The 16,099-nt window shown below is 52.5% G+C and carries 15 protein-coding genes; 7 read left to right on the top strand and 8 right to left on the bottom strand.

Annotated features, from left to right (window positions below):
* Positions 1-101 precede the first annotated feature (101 nt).
* From hemC to V8L71_RS05365, 4 genes are read left to right on the top strand one after another with little or no spacing between them, the layout of a single operon-like run.
* Positions 102-1,046 (top strand): hydroxymethylbilane synthase, encoded by a 945-nt coding sequence (hemC, locus tag V8L71_RS05380; RefSeq protein WP_336273433.1) that lies wholly within the window; start codon positions 102-104, stop codon positions 1,044-1,046.
* Positions 1,043-1,822 (top strand): uroporphyrinogen-III synthase, encoded by a 780-nt coding sequence (locus tag V8L71_RS05375; RefSeq protein WP_336273432.1) that lies wholly within the window; start codon positions 1,043-1,045, stop codon positions 1,820-1,822. Before hemC ends, V8L71_RS05375 begins: the two co-directional genes overlap by 4 nt.
* Positions 1,823-1,835: 13 nt before the next feature.
* Positions 1,836-3,413 carry a uroporphyrinogen-III C-methyltransferase gene (locus V8L71_RS05370; protein WP_336273431.1) on the top strand — a complete coding sequence of 526 codons (1,578 nt, stop codon included), beginning with the start codon at positions 1,836-1,838 and terminating at the stop codon, positions 3,411-3,413.
* Complete coding sequence (locus V8L71_RS05365) at positions 3,410-4,672, top strand: heme biosynthesis HemY N-terminal domain-containing protein (protein WP_176303016.1); 1,263 nt, start codon at positions 3,410-3,412, stop codon at positions 4,670-4,672. Before V8L71_RS05370 ends, V8L71_RS05365 begins: the two co-directional genes overlap by 4 nt.
* A gap of 80 nt (positions 4,673-4,752) precedes the next feature.
* On the opposite strand, the gene mscL is transcribed toward V8L71_RS05365, so the two are convergent.
* Positions 4,753-5,271, bottom strand: a complete 519-nt coding sequence (gene mscL / locus V8L71_RS05360; RefSeq protein WP_176303015.1) for a large-conductance mechanosensitive channel protein MscL — start codon at positions 5,269-5,271, stop codon at positions 4,753-4,755.
* 423 nt (positions 5,272-5,694) lie between these two features.
* Between mscL and V8L71_RS05355 the strand changes: the two genes are divergently transcribed.
* Positions 5,695-6,597, top strand: a complete 903-nt coding sequence (locus V8L71_RS05355) for a LysR family transcriptional regulator (RefSeq protein WP_176303014.1) — start codon at positions 5,695-5,697, stop codon at positions 6,595-6,597.
* A 108-nt stretch (positions 6,598-6,705) separates the two neighbouring features.
* Here the strand turns inward: V8L71_RS05355 and catA are convergent, their stop codons facing one another.
* The 6 genes from catA to V8L71_RS05325 form a co-directional block, all read right to left on the bottom strand.
* Positions 6,706-7,680 (bottom strand): catechol 1,2-dioxygenase, encoded by a 975-nt coding sequence (catA, locus tag V8L71_RS05350; RefSeq protein WP_176303013.1) that lies wholly within the window; start codon positions 7,678-7,680, stop codon positions 6,706-6,708.
* 66 nt (positions 7,681-7,746) lie between these two features.
* Complete coding sequence (gene catC, locus V8L71_RS05345) at positions 7,747-8,037, bottom strand: muconolactone Delta-isomerase (RefSeq protein WP_035565030.1); 291 nt, start codon at positions 8,035-8,037, stop codon at positions 7,747-7,749.
* 73 nt (positions 8,038-8,110) lie between these two features.
* On the bottom strand, positions 8,111-9,229 hold the full coding sequence (locus V8L71_RS05340) for a muconate/chloromuconate family cycloisomerase (protein ID WP_176303012.1): 1,119 nt from the start codon (positions 9,227-9,229) through the stop codon (positions 8,111-8,113).
* A 565-nt stretch (positions 9,230-9,794) separates the two neighbouring features.
* Positions 9,795-10,625 carry a 3-oxoadipate:acetyl-CoA acetyltransferase gene (locus tag V8L71_RS05335; RefSeq protein ID WP_176303011.1) on the bottom strand — a complete coding sequence of 277 codons (831 nt, stop codon included), beginning with the start codon at positions 10,623-10,625 and terminating at the stop codon, positions 9,795-9,797.
* 113 nt (positions 10,626-10,738) lie between these two features.
* Complete coding sequence (locus V8L71_RS05330; RefSeq protein ID WP_176303010.1) at positions 10,739-12,241, bottom strand: SLC13 family permease; 1,503 nt, start codon at positions 12,239-12,241, stop codon at positions 10,739-10,741.
* Between the two features lie 428 nt (positions 12,242-12,669).
* The gene (locus V8L71_RS05325; protein WP_176303009.1) at positions 12,670-13,146 is read right to left on the bottom strand and encodes a MarR family winged helix-turn-helix transcriptional regulator; all 477 of its coding nucleotides are present in this window, start codon (positions 13,144-13,146) and stop codon (positions 12,670-12,672) included.
* Positions 13,147-13,315: 169 nt separating this feature from the next.
* On the opposite strand from V8L71_RS05325, the gene V8L71_RS05320 reads away from it, so the two are divergent.
* Positions 13,316-14,326, top strand: a complete 1,011-nt coding sequence (locus tag V8L71_RS05320; RefSeq protein WP_176303008.1) for an AraC family transcriptional regulator — start codon at positions 13,316-13,318, stop codon at positions 14,324-14,326.
* A 29-nt stretch (positions 14,327-14,355) separates the two neighbouring features.
* Here the strand turns inward: V8L71_RS05320 and V8L71_RS05315 are convergent, their stop codons facing one another.
* Positions 14,356-14,706: a hypothetical protein gene (locus V8L71_RS05315; protein WP_176303007.1), complete on the bottom strand. Its 351-nt coding sequence runs from the start codon at positions 14,704-14,706 to the stop codon at positions 14,356-14,358.
* Between V8L71_RS05315 and V8L71_RS05310 the strand changes: the two genes are divergently transcribed.
* The gene (locus V8L71_RS05310) at positions 14,694-14,939 is read left to right on the top strand and encodes a helix-turn-helix domain-containing protein (RefSeq protein WP_336273428.1); all 246 of its coding nucleotides are present in this window, start codon (positions 14,694-14,696) and stop codon (positions 14,937-14,939) included. The genes V8L71_RS05315 and V8L71_RS05310 overlap by 13 nt on opposite strands.
* Positions 14,940-16,099: the final 1,160 nt, after the last annotated feature.

Raw genomic sequence — 16,099 nt, 5'->3', positions numbered from 1 at the left:
GAGCATAATTAGCTCCGTTATTTTTACTGTGACGCTCGGTGCTTTATGATGAGGTTTAACATAGTTTGACTCGCCGTGTCTGCGGTATTAGGGAGAATAACGTGCTATCTATCACCAAATTGCGCATTGCCACGCGTAAAAGCCAACTGGCTATGTGGCAGGCTGAGTACGTTCGCGACCGTTTAATGGCGGAGCACAGTGGTCTTGAAGTGGAGCTTGTGCCTTTATCCACCAAGGGCGATAAAATTCTCGATACGCCGCTTTCAAAAATTGGCGGTAAGGCACTGTTCGTCAAAGAGCTGGAAGACGCCATGCTGGATGGCCGCGCCGACATTGCCGTTCACTCCATGAAGGATGTGCCGATGCACTTCCCTGAAGGACTGGGTTTATCGGTCATTCTGGAGGGCGCCGACCCAACCGATGCATTTGTATCCAACCACTACTCTAGCATTGATGAGCTTCCAGAAGGGGCGCGTATTGGCACCGCCAGCCTGCGCCGCGGGTTGCAAATGCGTGAAGCCCGCCCTGACCTGCAAATTCTTAATCTACGCGGCAATGTGCAAACGCGGTTGGCCAAGCTAGATGCGGGCGAATTCGACGCCATCATTTTGGCTACCTCGGGCCTTAAACGCTTGGGTTTGGATGAGCGCATTGCTCAGGCGCTGCCACCGGAAGTGTGCTTGCCCGCCTGCGGCCAAGGCGCGTTAGGTATCGAATGCCGCCTGCATGACCCCGAACTCGTCGCGTTGCTGGCGCCGCTGGATGATGCCGATACTGCCACGCGCGTGCGTGCAGAGCGGGCCATGAATACGCGTTTAGAAGGCGGTTGCCAAGTGCCTATTGCGGGCCATGCGGTGCTGGACCTGGATAATGAAACCTTGTGGCTGCGCGGCCTGGTCGGTAACCCTGAGGGCACAGAAGTGCTACGCGCCGAAGGGCGAGGCTCGATGCATGAACCTGAAGCGCTGGGTATTCGCATTGCCGAAGAGTTGCTCGACCAAGGCGCTGGCGATATTTTGGCAGAGGTTTACGGCCGCGAAATATGAGCCAACCGGTACTGATCTGCCGCCCAGGGGAACGCGGCGAAGCGTTAGCGGCGGCGTTGCGCAACCAGGGCGAAAGCGTTGAATCACTCAATGTGATGCAGCTTGAAGCACTGCCAGAAGACCCCGCCATGCGGCAAATTTGGCTGGATATTGATCAGTACCGTAAGATAATTGTCATCAGCCCTTTTGCTGCCACCTGCTTAAGTGAGGCGCTGGATCGCTTCTGGCCGCAGCTACCGGTGGGAATTGACTACTATAGTGTTGGCAGCGCCACCGCGAGTACGCTTTACAATCAATTGGGAATCCGCGTCCATGTGCCTTCGCCCACCGCGGGCGAAGATACTAGCGAAGCGCTGCTGGCGCTTGCATCGCTGCAGCAATTAGCGCATCAGCGTGTTCTACTGGTGGCAGGAGAAGGCGGCCGACCCCTGCTCGCTGAAACGCTTGCCGAGCGGGGTGCAAAGGTGACGCGCATTGCCGTGTATCGGCGCACCTTTCATGCGCTTGCACCTGCTCAGCAGGCGCGCCTTTTTTCAGGTAATTATCGGGCGTTGATCGTCACCAGCAGCGAACTGCTGGAACATCTGGCAAAATGGTGTAATCAGGCGGCCTTGAACCAACCGCTAATCGTTTCCAGTCGCCGTTTAGCTACACTGGCTGGCATACTGGGGTTTTGTAACCTCAAGGTGGCGTCTGGAGCAACGCCAGCTGCGTTGATAGCGGCGTTGGAGACCTGCGACCCACAGGGTGCCGATGTCGATCAAGGAACTTACTAAGGGCTAGCGACAGATGAGCAAACAAGTAAACGATCAGGACGATGTACAACCTACGTCCGCCGATGCCTCCCAAGGCGTCCCCACGACGACTGACAAAGCAGCTTCCACTACCGACGCCACTGAGCCTAGCACGCAGTCACCCCCGACTAGCTCAGCAACACCGTCTCACAGTGGGGCTAAAAACAGTCGTTCGCGGCGGCGTGGAAAAGGATCCCAGAATACGGGCTCAACTGCTGCTAGCTCTTCAGATAGCACCTCAGACAGTGCCTCAGAAAAGAACCCTGCCGCGGCCAGCACTTCACAGGCGAGTGCAAAACCGGCGGATGTAACGCCGACGACGATTTCCAGCACGGCTAAAGGCAGCAGCACAGCTTCGCCGAGCGCGGCTGCACCAAGCTCTTCAAACACCTCGTCTAACGCTTCTTCAGGTTCCACAGCTTCAAAACCCGCTACTGAGAAGGCTGGCAGCGCGGGCCATGGTAGTGGAAATGTTAGTGGTGGAAACAGTGGTCGTGGAAATAGTAGCGGTGGAAACAATAGCGGCGGGAATAGCGGTAAAAAGGGCAGCGGTCTCGCCATCGCCCTGGTACTTATCTTAGCCATTGCCTTAGCGTTTGTTGCTTGGCAAGGCTGGCAGCGTCTTGAAAGCCAGCAACAACGCCTCGACGAACTGGCGCAACAGGCTGAAGGTAGTGCTTCGCAACAGGCGGTCAGCGACCTTGAGTCGCGTTTAGACAGTGGTGAAGCGGAGCGCAATGAAGCAATTCAAAGCACCATGGATGAGCTGCGCAGTGAGTTTGACAGCTACCGTAGTGATGTCGACGAGACGCTAGGCCAAGTGCTTGACCAACTCTCTCAAGAACAGGACACAGACGAGCGCGAATGGCTGCACGCCGAAGCCGCTTATCTACTACGCCTAGCCAACCAACGCCTGCAGCTAGAAGGCGACGTTGATGGCGCCGCCGCGCTACTGCGCACTGCCGATGCACGTTTGGTCGATGCGGATAACCCCGCGCTGACCCCCGTTCGCGAAGCGATTGCCAATGAGCTAGCCGCGCTTGACGCCGTGCCCCAGGTTGACCGTACAGGGCTCTACCTAGCACTGAATGCGCAGCAGGAGCGCATTTCTGAACTGCGTCTCTCGCAAGAAATTGAAGAGCAGGCGGTAACTTCGAGTATCGAGCAGCCGCCTACCGGCACGTTCCAGCGCCAGTTAGCGCGTTTCGGTGAAGAGCTCAAAGACTTGGTGGTGGTTCGCCACCACGACGAAGCCCTGGAAGCACTGATTACCCCGGAGCAAGAGTCTTACCTGCGCCAAAGCCTGCGCTTAGTACTGGAGCAGACTCAGCTAGCCCTGCTCAATGAAGAAAAAGAGCTTTATGACGCGAGTATCGATAAAGCGCTACAGCTGCTAAACGACTACTACGACACCACTCGCGAAGAGACGCAAAGCGTTATTACTCGTCTAGAGGAGCTACAGCAAGCCGAGGTTAAACCGGAGCTGCCGGATATCAGCGCTTCTCAGCAGGAACTGGCACGCTTTATCGAGAACCGCTATGAGACGCGTGGCCAAAGCGGAGGTGATGCATGAGAAAGCTCGTTCTCCTCATTGTCGCCGGGCTTGCCGTCGGGGCCCTCTTTGGGCACCTGATGATGTCGGTACCCGGTTACTGGCTGATCCGCGTGGGCGACTCATCTATTCAAACCTCTTTCTGGTTTGGCCTAGTCCTGCTGTTCGCGGCGTTTGTCGTGCTGCACTTTGTACTGCGCTTACTCAGCGGCATTATTCGCCCCATGGGGCGCTTTCGCACCTGGAACAGCCGTGCTCGCAACCGCCGCGCCATGCAGCGCACTCAGCGTGGTTTGGTAGCGCTCACCGAAGGCCGCTGGAAAAAAGCCGAAAAGACCTTGGTGAATGCCGCTGACGACTCTAGCACACCGCTGGTCAACTACCTCTCGGCGGCCCTGGCCGCGCATTACCAAGGGCATCACGCGAAATCCCAAGAGCATCTCAACCAAGCGCAGCTAACCACCGACGGCGCCGATACCGCGGTGGGCTTGATGCAGGCGCAAATGATGATTGAGCGTCAGCAGCCGGAAGAGGCGCTGGCGATCCTGAACCGGTTGGATAAAAAGCTCTCGAACCACCCGCAGGTACTCAAGCTACTCAAACAGGTGCATTTGAGCGTCAACGACTGGGAAGGCCTACGGCGCTTGATTCCAAGGCTAGCTGCGCAAAAGCTGATTACCCAGCAAGAGCGTGAGCAGCTGGAATTTAAAGCCTACCGCGAACTGATCGTGTTTGAAGCGCAAAACCCCACCAACATTGAGCGAGTGCGTGGGCTGTGGGCCGACATGCCCGACTACCTGCGCGGCAACACCGAGCTAATCGTGCTCTACACTGAAGCGCTGATTCAGGCTAACGAAGAGCCGATTGCCGAGCGTTTGCTCAACCACTCGCTGGATCATCACTGGGACGCGCGCTTGGTGAAACGCTATGGCCTGCTGAATGTGGACGCAGGACGCCAACTGGCGAAAGCTGAGAAGTGGCTGCAGGAACGCCCCAATGATCCTGAACTGCTGCTCGCCTGTGGTCGTCTCTCGCTGCGTGTTGGCCAGTGGGAAAAAGCGCAGGAGTACTTCGAAGCCAGCCAACGTCAACGCCCCAATGGCGTGGTATGTGCTGAGCTTGCCCGCCTCTATGCAAGCCTTGGCGAGCATAACAAAAGCCAACTCTATTACCGCCACAGCGTCGAAATGCTGGCCAAATCGCTACCTTCGCTGCCCCAACCAAGCGATGCGAGCGATAGTCAAAAGCCGGATACGAAAGCGGCCAAAAAACGCGCTTAACCTAGTTTTTCTATCATTGAAAAAGCGGCTTTAGAACACGCAAAAAGGTGCCTGAACAGGCACCTTTTTGCGTTAGATGATTACTTGGCAACCGGCGTTTCAGTGGGCTGGGGAGACAAAAGTTCAGCCGATGCCTCTGGGGACGGCAAGGCCGCCGTGCAGTGTCCACACCGTGTGGCTTTGATCGGCACCACCATTAAACAATACGGGCAAGGCTGCTCTGTAGGGCTCGCAGGCGCCACCGCCTCTTCGCGCTTTAACCGGTTGATGGTGCGCACCAACAGGAACACCACGAAAGCGACAATCGTAAAGCTGACGACCGCATTAATAAACAGCCCCACGTTCAATGTCACCGCCCCAGCGGCTTGCGCATCCCCAAGCGTTGCATAAGGCCCAGCGACCACTCCTTGGCGTAACACCACAAACAGGTTCGAAAAATCGACGCCGCCTACCAGCAACCCAATCAGCGGGTTCATCACATCCGCCACCAGGCTCTGCACAATCAGCGTAAACGCCCCACCGATGATGATGCCCACCGCCATATCGACCACATTGCCTTTTACCGCAAACTCTCTGAATTCCTGGAAGAATTTTGTCATTTTGTCGACGTCCTAGCGTTTCGTTTTAACCAATACCCTAAGTTATAGCGTCCTGCCAAAAGCATGGGCTAGGGTGTGTTAGGCGGCAAGTAATTTCCTTGCGGTTCGATACTAGGCATTATAAATGCGTTGAAGCCCCTTTCTCGTGCAACTATGTGTCAGCGACTAACCAAGCTATACGAGTCGTTGCTGAAAGCTCAGCGAATAGGTGTACACGGAAGCTCTCCCCCTCTTGTGACTACCTTGCATTACTAAAGTCTTAGACGTTATTTAGCTTTCAAGTGCGTAAATACTGGTAGCGTTATAGCACCTCACCTAGCTAGTAGCAGATTGCCCGGTTGTTTGAGCAATGCAGCCTGATTGGAAGCCACCGAAGGTAAATGCCACCATTAGTTAAGAAGTTACTCATACCTTGGAGTTCTTATGGAATTACGCCACCTGAGGTACTTTTGCGTTGTCGCTGAAGAGCTTAATCTCACCTGTGCCGCTAAACGCTTGCATATGTCCCAGCCACCTCTTTCACGCCAAATGAAACAGCTTGAGCAGGAAGTTGGGGTCGAACTGTTTGAAAGAAACTCGCGTGGCCTTCGCTTAACACCATCGGGTATATTTTTTCAGCAGCGTGCTTTAGAAATTTTAGAGAAAGTCGACGTCACCATTGATACAACACGCCACATGGCACGTAGTAAGCGAACACTATTTAGCATTGGCTTTGTTCCCTCTATCTTTTATGGGCAGATTCCAATGCTGGTGCGCGATTTGCGTCACATTAAGAATGTAGAAATATCATTGACAGAGCTTACGACCATACAGCAAGTGCAGGCGCTTAAAGCGGGCCGTATTGACATGGGGTTTGGACGTCTTCGCATTGATGATCCAGACGTAGAGCAAGAGATACTCTTCAATGAGCCATTTATTGCAGCCCTTCCTAGTGGGCACCCCCTAGAGGGCACTACGCCTACAAGCGAAGAGTTGGCACGCTATCCACTCATTCTTTTCCCCGCCAAACCACGCCCTAGCTTGGCAGATATGGTACTGGGTATTTTCCGCCGACAAGGTTTAAAGGTTGAGGTCATACAGGAAGCGAACGAAGTCCAGACAGCACTTAGCCTAGTCGCCTCCGGCATCGGTATTACGCTGGTACCTGAGGAAGTAAAACGCGTACAACGAGACGGTATTTCTTATGTGGCATTGGCGGACAAGACAATTACCTCACCTGTTGTCTGCAGCCGTCGCCGAGGTGAAAAATCGTCCCCTCTCATGGATGAAGCGACCACCATTTTACACAAGCTTGTTGATGATCGCTTCATGGGCCGCTATCCATAACCTAAGATATTCAGTGGAATATGGATCTTTTGGGGTTTGTCATTATCTCTTCCGAACGCAGCCCTGCTTTAAAGCCCTTAAGGCATTTAAAGGAACTTAACGAGACTATTAAACCTTCGCTGTACCCGCCAACTGGCTGGCGAGATCCTGCTCGTCTTCCTTGGCGCGGGGGCGGGCGTGACGCACTTGCAGCTCAGGGGCTTCGGTTTTAGCCAGTTCGACGTTAAACACCACATGGGAGAACGGGCCGTCCAGGTCGCGCTTGGCGATCTGGGCCGGATCTTCGATCCGTTCAGCGGGCACCACCAGCTCTTCCCGTGTCGCGAAGGCGAAGTCGTCAAAGGTGTAGGGGTCGCCCGCCAGGTTGATCTGGGTGGTCAGGTGCTGATGGCCCGGTGCGGAGACGAAGTAGTGGATATGCGCCGGGCGTTCGCCGTGACGGCCCAGGGACTTGAGCACCACATCGGTGGGGGCGCCTTCAGGCACGCCGTAGCCGGAGGGAATGATGCTGCGCGCGGTGTAGCGGCCTTCGCTGTCCGCATAGATCGTGCGGCGCATGTTGTACTCATCCTGGGAGGGATCAAAGAACGAGTAGCCGCCCTTGGAGTTGCAGTGCCAGATTTCAACCTTAGCGCCGGGGATCGGGGTACCGTCGACATCGCGCACCTGACCGGTCAGCCACATCACCTCGGCATCGGGATCACTGCCGTCGTCCATGCGGGCGAAGCCTTCCGCTTCCGGGGCACCGGCCACGTAGAGCGGGCCTTCGATGGTACGCGGGGTGCCGCCGGTGCGCTTGGCTTCGGCATCGATGGCGTCTTGACGCATATCGAGGAAGTGGTCAAAGCCGAGACCGGGCGAGAGCAACCCGAACTGGGTTTGGCTACCCAGGGCATTGAGCAGGTTGACACCGGCCCAGTACTCTTCCTCGGTGACATCGAAGTCATCGATCAGCTTGAACAGGTCGCTGACCAGGCGATGGACGATCTGCTTGGCGCGGTCATTGCCACCGGCTTTATCAAAGCCGGCCACGGTTTTGATGAAGTCTTGAACCTCGGGCGTGTCGAATATTTTTACAGTCATGGTGAAACCCTCTGTTTGTTATGGGGTGTTGTTGTCGTCATACGATTTGGCGTGTTATGTGGAGAACTAGCTGTCGTCATCACGCACTGAAGAGGGGTGACGACACAGCGGTTTGACGCTGATCTCCATATAGGGGAAGAGCGGCAGATTGCTGACCAACTCTTGCAGCTCGGCGTTGTCTTCCACGTCAAAAATACTGACGTTCGAGTAGCTACCCGCTACCCGCCACAAGTGGCGCCACTTACCCTGGCGCTGCAGGTCTTGGGAATACGCCTTTTCCGTTGCCTTGATCTTGGCTGCCTGCTCGGCAGGCATGTCCGGCGGCAACTTAACGGTCATCTCAACTTGAAACAGCATATAGCTCTCCTCTTTCATCGCGGGCGATCACAAACGATGGCTTTATTTACTGCGGCTTTTACTTACGTGACGTTTACTTGCGTGAGTAATGCGCCAACTTATCTTCATCTAGAGTGATGCCGAGCCCAGCCCCTTGCGGTAACTCCACCCCAAATTCGGTGTAGTTGAGAGGGGAAACGACGATGTCGTCTTGCAGCAGCAGCGGGCCGAACATTTCCGTGCCCCAGGCCATTGCTGGCAGCGTTGCCCAGGCATGTAGAGAGGCAGCCGTACCGATAGTGCCCTCCAGCAGGGTGCCGCCATATAAGCCAATGCCAGCCGCTTGGGCGACGTGAGCTAACTCTAGTACCCCGTAAATACCGCCGGATTTGGCAATCTTCAGCGCAAAGGCACCACTGAAGCCGCCGCACACAAGATCAAGCCCGTCGCGGGCATCTTGCACCGCCTCATCGGCGAGCATTGGCACATTGAAGCGGTTAGCCAAGCGAACTAAGCCGGCATGTTCACGAGCGCCAATGGGCTGCTCAATTAACTCGATGCCAGCATCCTGTAGCACCTGAATACCGCGAACGGCGGTGGATTCATCCCACGCCTGATTAACATCAACTCGCACGCTGGCCCGATCACCCAGCGCTTCCTTGATAGCCGCCACATGGCGCACGTCCTGATCCACCGGGTTAGCACCAATTTTTAACTTGAAGTCGCAGTGCCGACGCTGTTCTAAACGCAGCATGGCCTCATCAATATCTTTGGCGGTATCACCACTGGCTAGCGTCCATAGTACGGGCAAGTGATCCTGACGTACGCCGCCCAGCAGCTCGGCGACGCTCAATCCCAAGCGCTTGCCCTGAGCATCCAACAGAGCCGTTTCTAATGCAGATTTGGCGATCATATTGCCGCGAGCATGACGGTTAAGCCGGGCACGCAACTGGTGGACATTGTTGGAGGGCTGGCCAATCAGCAAGGGAGCTAGATAGGTATCAATATTGCGCTTAATGCTCTCCGGGCTTTCTGGGCCATAGGCCAGGCCACCAATGGTGGTGCCTTCGCCGAGCCCTTCGATACCGTCGGAGTGGCGCATGCGCACAATGACCATGGTTTGGCAGGCCATGGTGGTCATGGAGAGTTTGTGAGGACGGATAGTCGGTAAATCGACCAGCAGCGTCTCAATATGTTGGATGACGGTTGACATGCAGGCTCCAGCGTCTGGCAATCATTAGCTAGGCTGCAGTTTGGTAGCATCTGATTTTAGAAACCAATATTGTTTAAGTGCCTTTCCATACCGTAAGGGTATCGCCAACCCAGCATTAGCGTTGCTGTTTAACGCTCATATGTAGCTGTAGCTTAAATTAAACCGTGCAAAACAAACTAAAAATATATTTTCTCAAATACTGATAGATTAAAATTCAACTAAATCAAATGACTACAATAAAAAATGGTGCAGCTTAACGCTGCACCACTAATCACTAAATGAGCATAAATGCCTTAAATAACGAAATGAGAAATGCCGTAGCACTTCAGCCGTTAGCCCGATACGACAGCCATTTGCCGCGGCCGCTAGGGTTCTCAACCACATCGCGCTACAAAATACATTTACGACAAAAGGATAATACTGGCTGCTTTATGAAAAATTACCTGTGACTACTGACATATCGCGAAGTAAGTAGCCCTCTCTGACACCTTAAAGACGACTGCACAACAATCCGATGGTGATTGAGTATGTTCCTTCACCCACCATTGGGTAGCAGCTAACATTTTTACACATTGTTCAACCCAAGCATCTCACGCGCCTGCTGCCAAGTAGCCACTGGGCGCTCATACCTTTCGCATAGGACTACGGTGCGCTCGACCAGCGCGGCGTTGGAGGGCGCCAGGGTATTACTATTCAGGCGAACATTATCCTCAAGCCCCGTCCGAGTATGACCACCAGCAGCAATCGACCACTCGTTAAGTACGTATTGATTGGCGCCGATGCCTGCGCCACACCACTGTGCATCCGGCGCTAGCCGCTTGAGTGTCTCGATATAGAAATCAAAAGTCGGCTTATCCGCTGGCATCGAATTCTTAACGCCCATGACAAACTGCACATAGAGCGGTGCTTTCAGCTTTCCCTGCTTGGAGAGTGCAACCGCCTGATGGATATGCGATAGATCAAACGCTTCGATTTCAGGCTTAATGCCATACGTGAGCATCTCATCGGCAAGCCACTCCACCAACTGGGGCGGATTCTCGTACACACGATTGGGGAAGTTATTGGAGCCCACCGAGAGGCTGGCCATATCAGGCTTGAGCGACAGCATGCCGCCGCGCGCCTCACCGGCGCCGGAGCGCCCGCCGGTTGAGAGCTGAATAATCATGCCTGGGCAGTGCTTCTTAAGCCCTTCCATTAGGCGACCAAACTTCTCCGGGTCAGATGAAGGCGCTTGGTCATCATTACGCACGTGGCAATGAGCAATGGTAGCTCCCGCCTCGAACGCCGCCTGAGTACTTTCAATTTGCTCTTCAACCGTAATCGGCACGGCAGGATTGTTCTCTTTGCGCGGCAGGCTGCCGGTGATAGCGACACAAATAATACAGGGCTGAGACATGGAAACCTCTCCTTGTTCACATTGCGAACACTAATTTTTATTACGAACAAAATAGAGCGAATCTTTACCAGCGTCAAATCCGAATCGCTGCCAATGACGTTGACAACCACATTTTAGAAAGAGACATCGAATACCAAAGGGACAATGGTGTAGAGCGCGACCATAATCACCAGCAAACCGATGACGTTGAGCCAGATACCTGCTCGGATCATGCTCTTGATTGGAAGATCCCCCGTTGCGAAAGCCACTGCATTTGAAGGTGTCGCCACGGGCAACATAAAGGCGCAGCTCACGGCAAAGGTAACCACGATGGTCATCAGAAAAGGTTCGATACCCAGTCCCACGGCAATAGATCCCATAATCGGGAAGAAGGCAGCCGCCGTCGCCGTGTTACTGGTTAGCTCGGTCAATAGGATAATGACGATAGCCGTGATGGCTAGGATCAGAATCGGAGGTAACCCCGATAATCCCGAGACGCTCTCGCCAACCCACGCACTCAAGCCAGTGGCGGTGAACTGGGCTGAGAGTGTTAGGCCACCGCCAAACAAAATCAGTACCCCCCAGGGCACGTCACGGGTAGCCGACCACGCCAGCAACGCCCCTTTTCCATTAGAGGCAGGAATCACAAACATCAGAATCGCCGAGAGAATCGCCACACTAGTATCGTTGATGTTACCCAACCAAGGCAGCGCGCTCTGCACTACAGGAATTCTCGCGATTAAAGGCAGGAATACCCAGCAGAACACTGCCCCGGCAAAGACCATCAATACACGTGACTCTTCAGGCGATAGTCGGCCCATCCCCTTGAGCTCTGCCTCGATCATCGCCCGGCCACCCTGGATGCTCTCGACTTCCGAGCGGAACACCAGTTTGTTAAGCACAAACCAAGCCAGCATTAGCATGGTGAATGAGAACGGCACACCCACCAGCATCCAGTGGCCAAAGCCAATGCTAAGACCGTGAGTGTCTTCCATGTAGGCCCGCATTAGCGCCATCGGCGGCTGGCCGATCAATGTGGCCATGGAGCCAATGGTGATGGCATAGGCAATGCCCAGTAGCACAGAGGCAGAAAACTTGGGCGTGTCATCACCGTTACCCAGTGACTTCACTAGCGCAATGATCGAGCCTCCAATGGGCACCATGATCACTGCGGTGGCGGTATTGCTGACCCACATGGTGATAAACCAGCTAGCGAACATCAAACCGAAGACGATTTGAGCCGGCTTAGTACCCACGGTGAGCACCGTCAGTAGCGCGAAGCGGCGGTGTAAATTCCAGCGTTGCGTTGCCAAGCCCAGCAGTACGCCACCCAATACTAGAAAGACAATGCTGTGAGCATAGGGCGAGGCGGTCTCACCGACCGAGGCAATATCGAAAAAAGGGAACAGTACAAGCGGCAACAGCGACGTGGCAGGAATGGGTATCGCCTCGGTCATCCACCAGGTGGCCATCAGCATGGCAATACCCGCCACTAGACGAGCGTTGAAGGCCAGCGTTTCAGGCAAAAGGAAGAAAACACCCAAGCCAATGACGATACCCATTACAAGTGAGATTGGCTTGAAAGCAGAGGCTTCAGCGTAGGGCGCTTGTTCAACGGCCCCTGTGGTATGCGACATGATCATTTTACCTGCATAGCAATAACGGTGCAGGTGAGTGTTACGACTGATGGGCCGAGTCGCCAATACCTCTCAGGTTGATTTGTATACCTAATTGAGCAAATTGACATGGATACAGAAAAACCCACATATCCAACAAAATCAGTTAATTAACTATAAAATAGCAACTATTTCCGTGCTTCACCTATTCGTAATTTTCACAAGGGATAGGGAATATCCTGCTTAATTACACGTATAGTTTACGACTAATGGATGGGCTACTGCACAAGCGTGGCAATTTCACTACCCGCGTGTCGCTTAAGCACAAGCGCATAGCGGAAGTTTGCACAAAAGGAGTCGTTCAGAATAAGGCAGGGCCATTAGATAGCCCATAGGGCAAATGTAAGCACTTTGCCGCGGTGGTAGTCATTTCAGCGTCCCTCAAGACCCTAAAGCGCGTTTAGGTTATGAAACATCCTACTTAAGCACTGATTGATATAAACAATGTCCTGTTTACTGAAATCGGCAAAGGCTTTTTCCACCAGACGGCTAGTAACTTGCCGAGCAATATCCAGCTTTGCCTCACCCGCCTCGGTAAGCTCTACTTCAGTGACGCGACCATCCTGCGGGCTGGCTTCTGTTTTGAGCAAACCCGACTCTTGCATTCGATATACAATTTTGGTGATAGTTGACAATTTTGCAACAGCGTGTACTGATATATCCGACATGCTAAGGCGCCCATGTTCATGTAGGATCATGAGAATGCGCCACTTAGACGAACTGAGCCCTTGTGGTTTCAGTAGTGTATCGACATCAGCGCTGTATTTAGCATTCAGCCTCGCGACCCAATAAAAAGGAAAATCACGCGAGCGAAACTCATCGGCAAGAGGAAAAAAGGAAGACGATAATTCATCCTTGTCGACCATAAGAAGCACGCCATCCAAAAAAATAGTGGATTATTCTAGCATATATCCATTCAAGTGTAAGCGCCTGGAGCCTCTAAGGATAGCGCGTGCCATCTACTGGCCCAGCCGATATTGCCTCGGCTTCACACCCCAAAACCATCACCTACTTGGTGCATTGTTGAGGTGAACCATGGGTACAACACCGTTTCTGCTGCAGAAGCACGCTATTCTGCGCACCGATTCACAAGAGATCATTCGTGAGCATGTTACCCACTACCTGTGCCCACATCGCATGCGTTTATTTGACGGCCCGCGACTTGCCTCACGCTTAAGTGCGGTCAGCTTCGACCAATTGGCTATTATCGAACTGCAGTATGGTGCCAATGTCGAAATTGACCCTGTCGAAGAATCGAACGTTTACCTGTTTCGTATCACTCTCGAAGGCCAGGGAACCATCGTATACGCTGACCGTCAGGTCAGTATGATTCAGGGAGGTGTTACCGTCACCTCCCCCTGTCAACGCGCCCTCATTCAAACCTCTCCGAACTGCCATAACATCATCGTTCGAGTACCGCGCCATCATTTGGAGCAACGCTTGTCGTGTCGGCTCGATCAACGCATTGATCTTCCGATCATCTTTGACCACTACTTTCCCGAACACTATCCCGGCACGGTTTTTCTGCTGGATACCATCAAGTATTTTGCTCGTCTCACCGACTCTCTTCACCAGCAAAATGCCCCGCGACAGCAAATCAAGCTGATGGAAGAGTACTTATATGACAGCCTGCTGGAGCTGTTCATGAACAACTATAGTCAGCGCTTGAGTGGTAATCCTTCTCCTCTCCCACACTATGTAAAAAGCGCCAAAACCCATATAGACCAGAACCTCAAGCAGGGTATCGAGCTCGATACTATGGCCTCGATGGTGGGGGTATCAAAGCGCACGCTGCAGTACGGCTTTCAGCAATTTATCGGGCTCTCACCCAAAGCCTATTTTACTCAGCAACGCATGAAGAGTGTGCACCAGGCGCTGCTTGATGCCCCTCGCGGTCATCGCGTCACCGACGTCATCATGCAACATGGCATCAACAGCCCTGGCCACTTCTCCGCACAGTACAAGGAGGTCTATGGGGTGACCCCCGTGCAAACACTGCAGTCAAATCACGAACATACTACTGGTAACGAATTGGCCAACGTCTGACCCTGAACTTAGTATCGCCTCTGCTCTTTTTATTCAGCCTCGGTACGATACTCCTCGATCAGCTCCTGCATTCGTTCTGCAAAGGCATACGCAGGTAGGCCTTGCTGCTCTGCATCCGACAGGATAGTTTCATTGACCGGAGCGAGCTGGCCATCCCAGCGGCTAGCCTCATCATCGTCAAGCGCTATTACTTCAACGCCCTCTTCCTGCTGCGCCCACTCGAGTGAACGCTGTATATGCTCATCGAGATATTGGCCGGTGACGCCAAAGCGATAAAGGCCGACAGCATATAGAACACTATCAAGCGCTGGTCGAAGCGCACTATCGCGAGCAGCCCAGCATTGAAGCGTTAGCCGAGCAGTTAGGGGTGAGTAGCGCACACTTGAATATGCTGTGCCGCCAAATCGCTGGTCGCAGCGCCCTGCAATTGCTGCATGAGCGCCTACTGCTAGAAGCCAAGCGCCAGCTCACCTATACCAATATGACCATTGGCCAAGTCTCTGACAGCTTAGGCTTCTCTGAACCGGCTTACTTCACGCGTTTTTTTAAGCGCAATACAGCGCTTTCACCAAGGGATTTTCGGCTCGGCAGCAAGCATAGTCATAAGTACTAAGTACTAAGTACTAAGTACTAAGTACTAAGTATTAAGTACTAAGCCGTTTATACGCATAATGATACTTTCATTCACACGGACATGCTCAGACATACGCCAGTGGTTTTTCTTATATATACTGTATATTTGACGTGGACAGTGCCATCGCTGCTCTCCGTCATCCAGTCTGGCTTACTTAAATGCGTAGTGTAGCCGCTGGTGTTGTTACGCTATTGCTTATGCCTGAGCTGATTGAGCAGAGACTAGAGCCTATTTTCTATTATGTTTTGAGAGTTTCTACAGCCACAAAGTTGGCATAATTGGCTAGTTTGGAGTGCTAGCCAAGAATTAGTCCCCAATGACCCATTTGTTAGCTCCTTCCAAAATCGTAGAGGTTTTTGAAAGCCTTTGACTGCGCTAATTTTGTTTCAGAAATAAGCTTTTCTATTTCAGATTTTTTTTCTGACTCTATAGGCTCAAAGTCAATAAATTCAAACAGTTGCTGTCTTACAATAGTGGCGAGCTTTAGTGGAATTGCTAACGCGCAATGATCTTCATCAAAACAATATACATACATGTCATCATTAATATATATTTCAACTTGCTCTTTTAATTTCGACTTATTGAAAAGACTAGGGAAGAAATATTTATTACTAGGCTCTGTAAACTCTCTCTCGATAGTTGACTTGATTTCGAAGCTCCATCAGCCAATCATAAACATTTTTACCATTAACAGTATTTGTTAGCAAAATATCTGTATCTGAAAACACTGACATAAAAGTAACTGTCGTTGTTTTATGATCGCCGCTTACTCTCTCGCCCAAATGGGTACCTTGATCTCGTCGTTGAGGCTTTTCTCCTTCCTCTAAATTTAAGGTATATATTCCATTGTTTTTTAAAAAAGCTACATTCTTTGTAGCTAACGAACATCTAAGTAAGAAAAAAACAGAATAATATACCTTTATCACTGCCCATGAATGTCGCCCATGATATAGGCCATTGATAGCATCTAAAAGACTAAAAATCGCTTTAAAATAAAGATCAGCAGCATCTTTCTTTAACCTGAATCCGTGAAGCCGGCGCCGACACTTTCCCTATCACCGCCAGCGAGCACTTTTTGATCATTCGCCCCGTGCAAGTTGGCTTTCGCAAGCCCGTTATTGCCAAAACCCACCGTGCTG

Origin of the sequence: Vreelandella indica (assembly GCF_037070225.1) — a bacterium.
GTDB lineage: Bacteria > Pseudomonadota > Gammaproteobacteria > Pseudomonadales > Halomonadaceae > Vreelandella > Vreelandella arctica.
The sequence above is the reverse complement of the archived record's forward strand: the minus strand, read 5'-3'. Positions and strand labels throughout refer to the sequence as shown.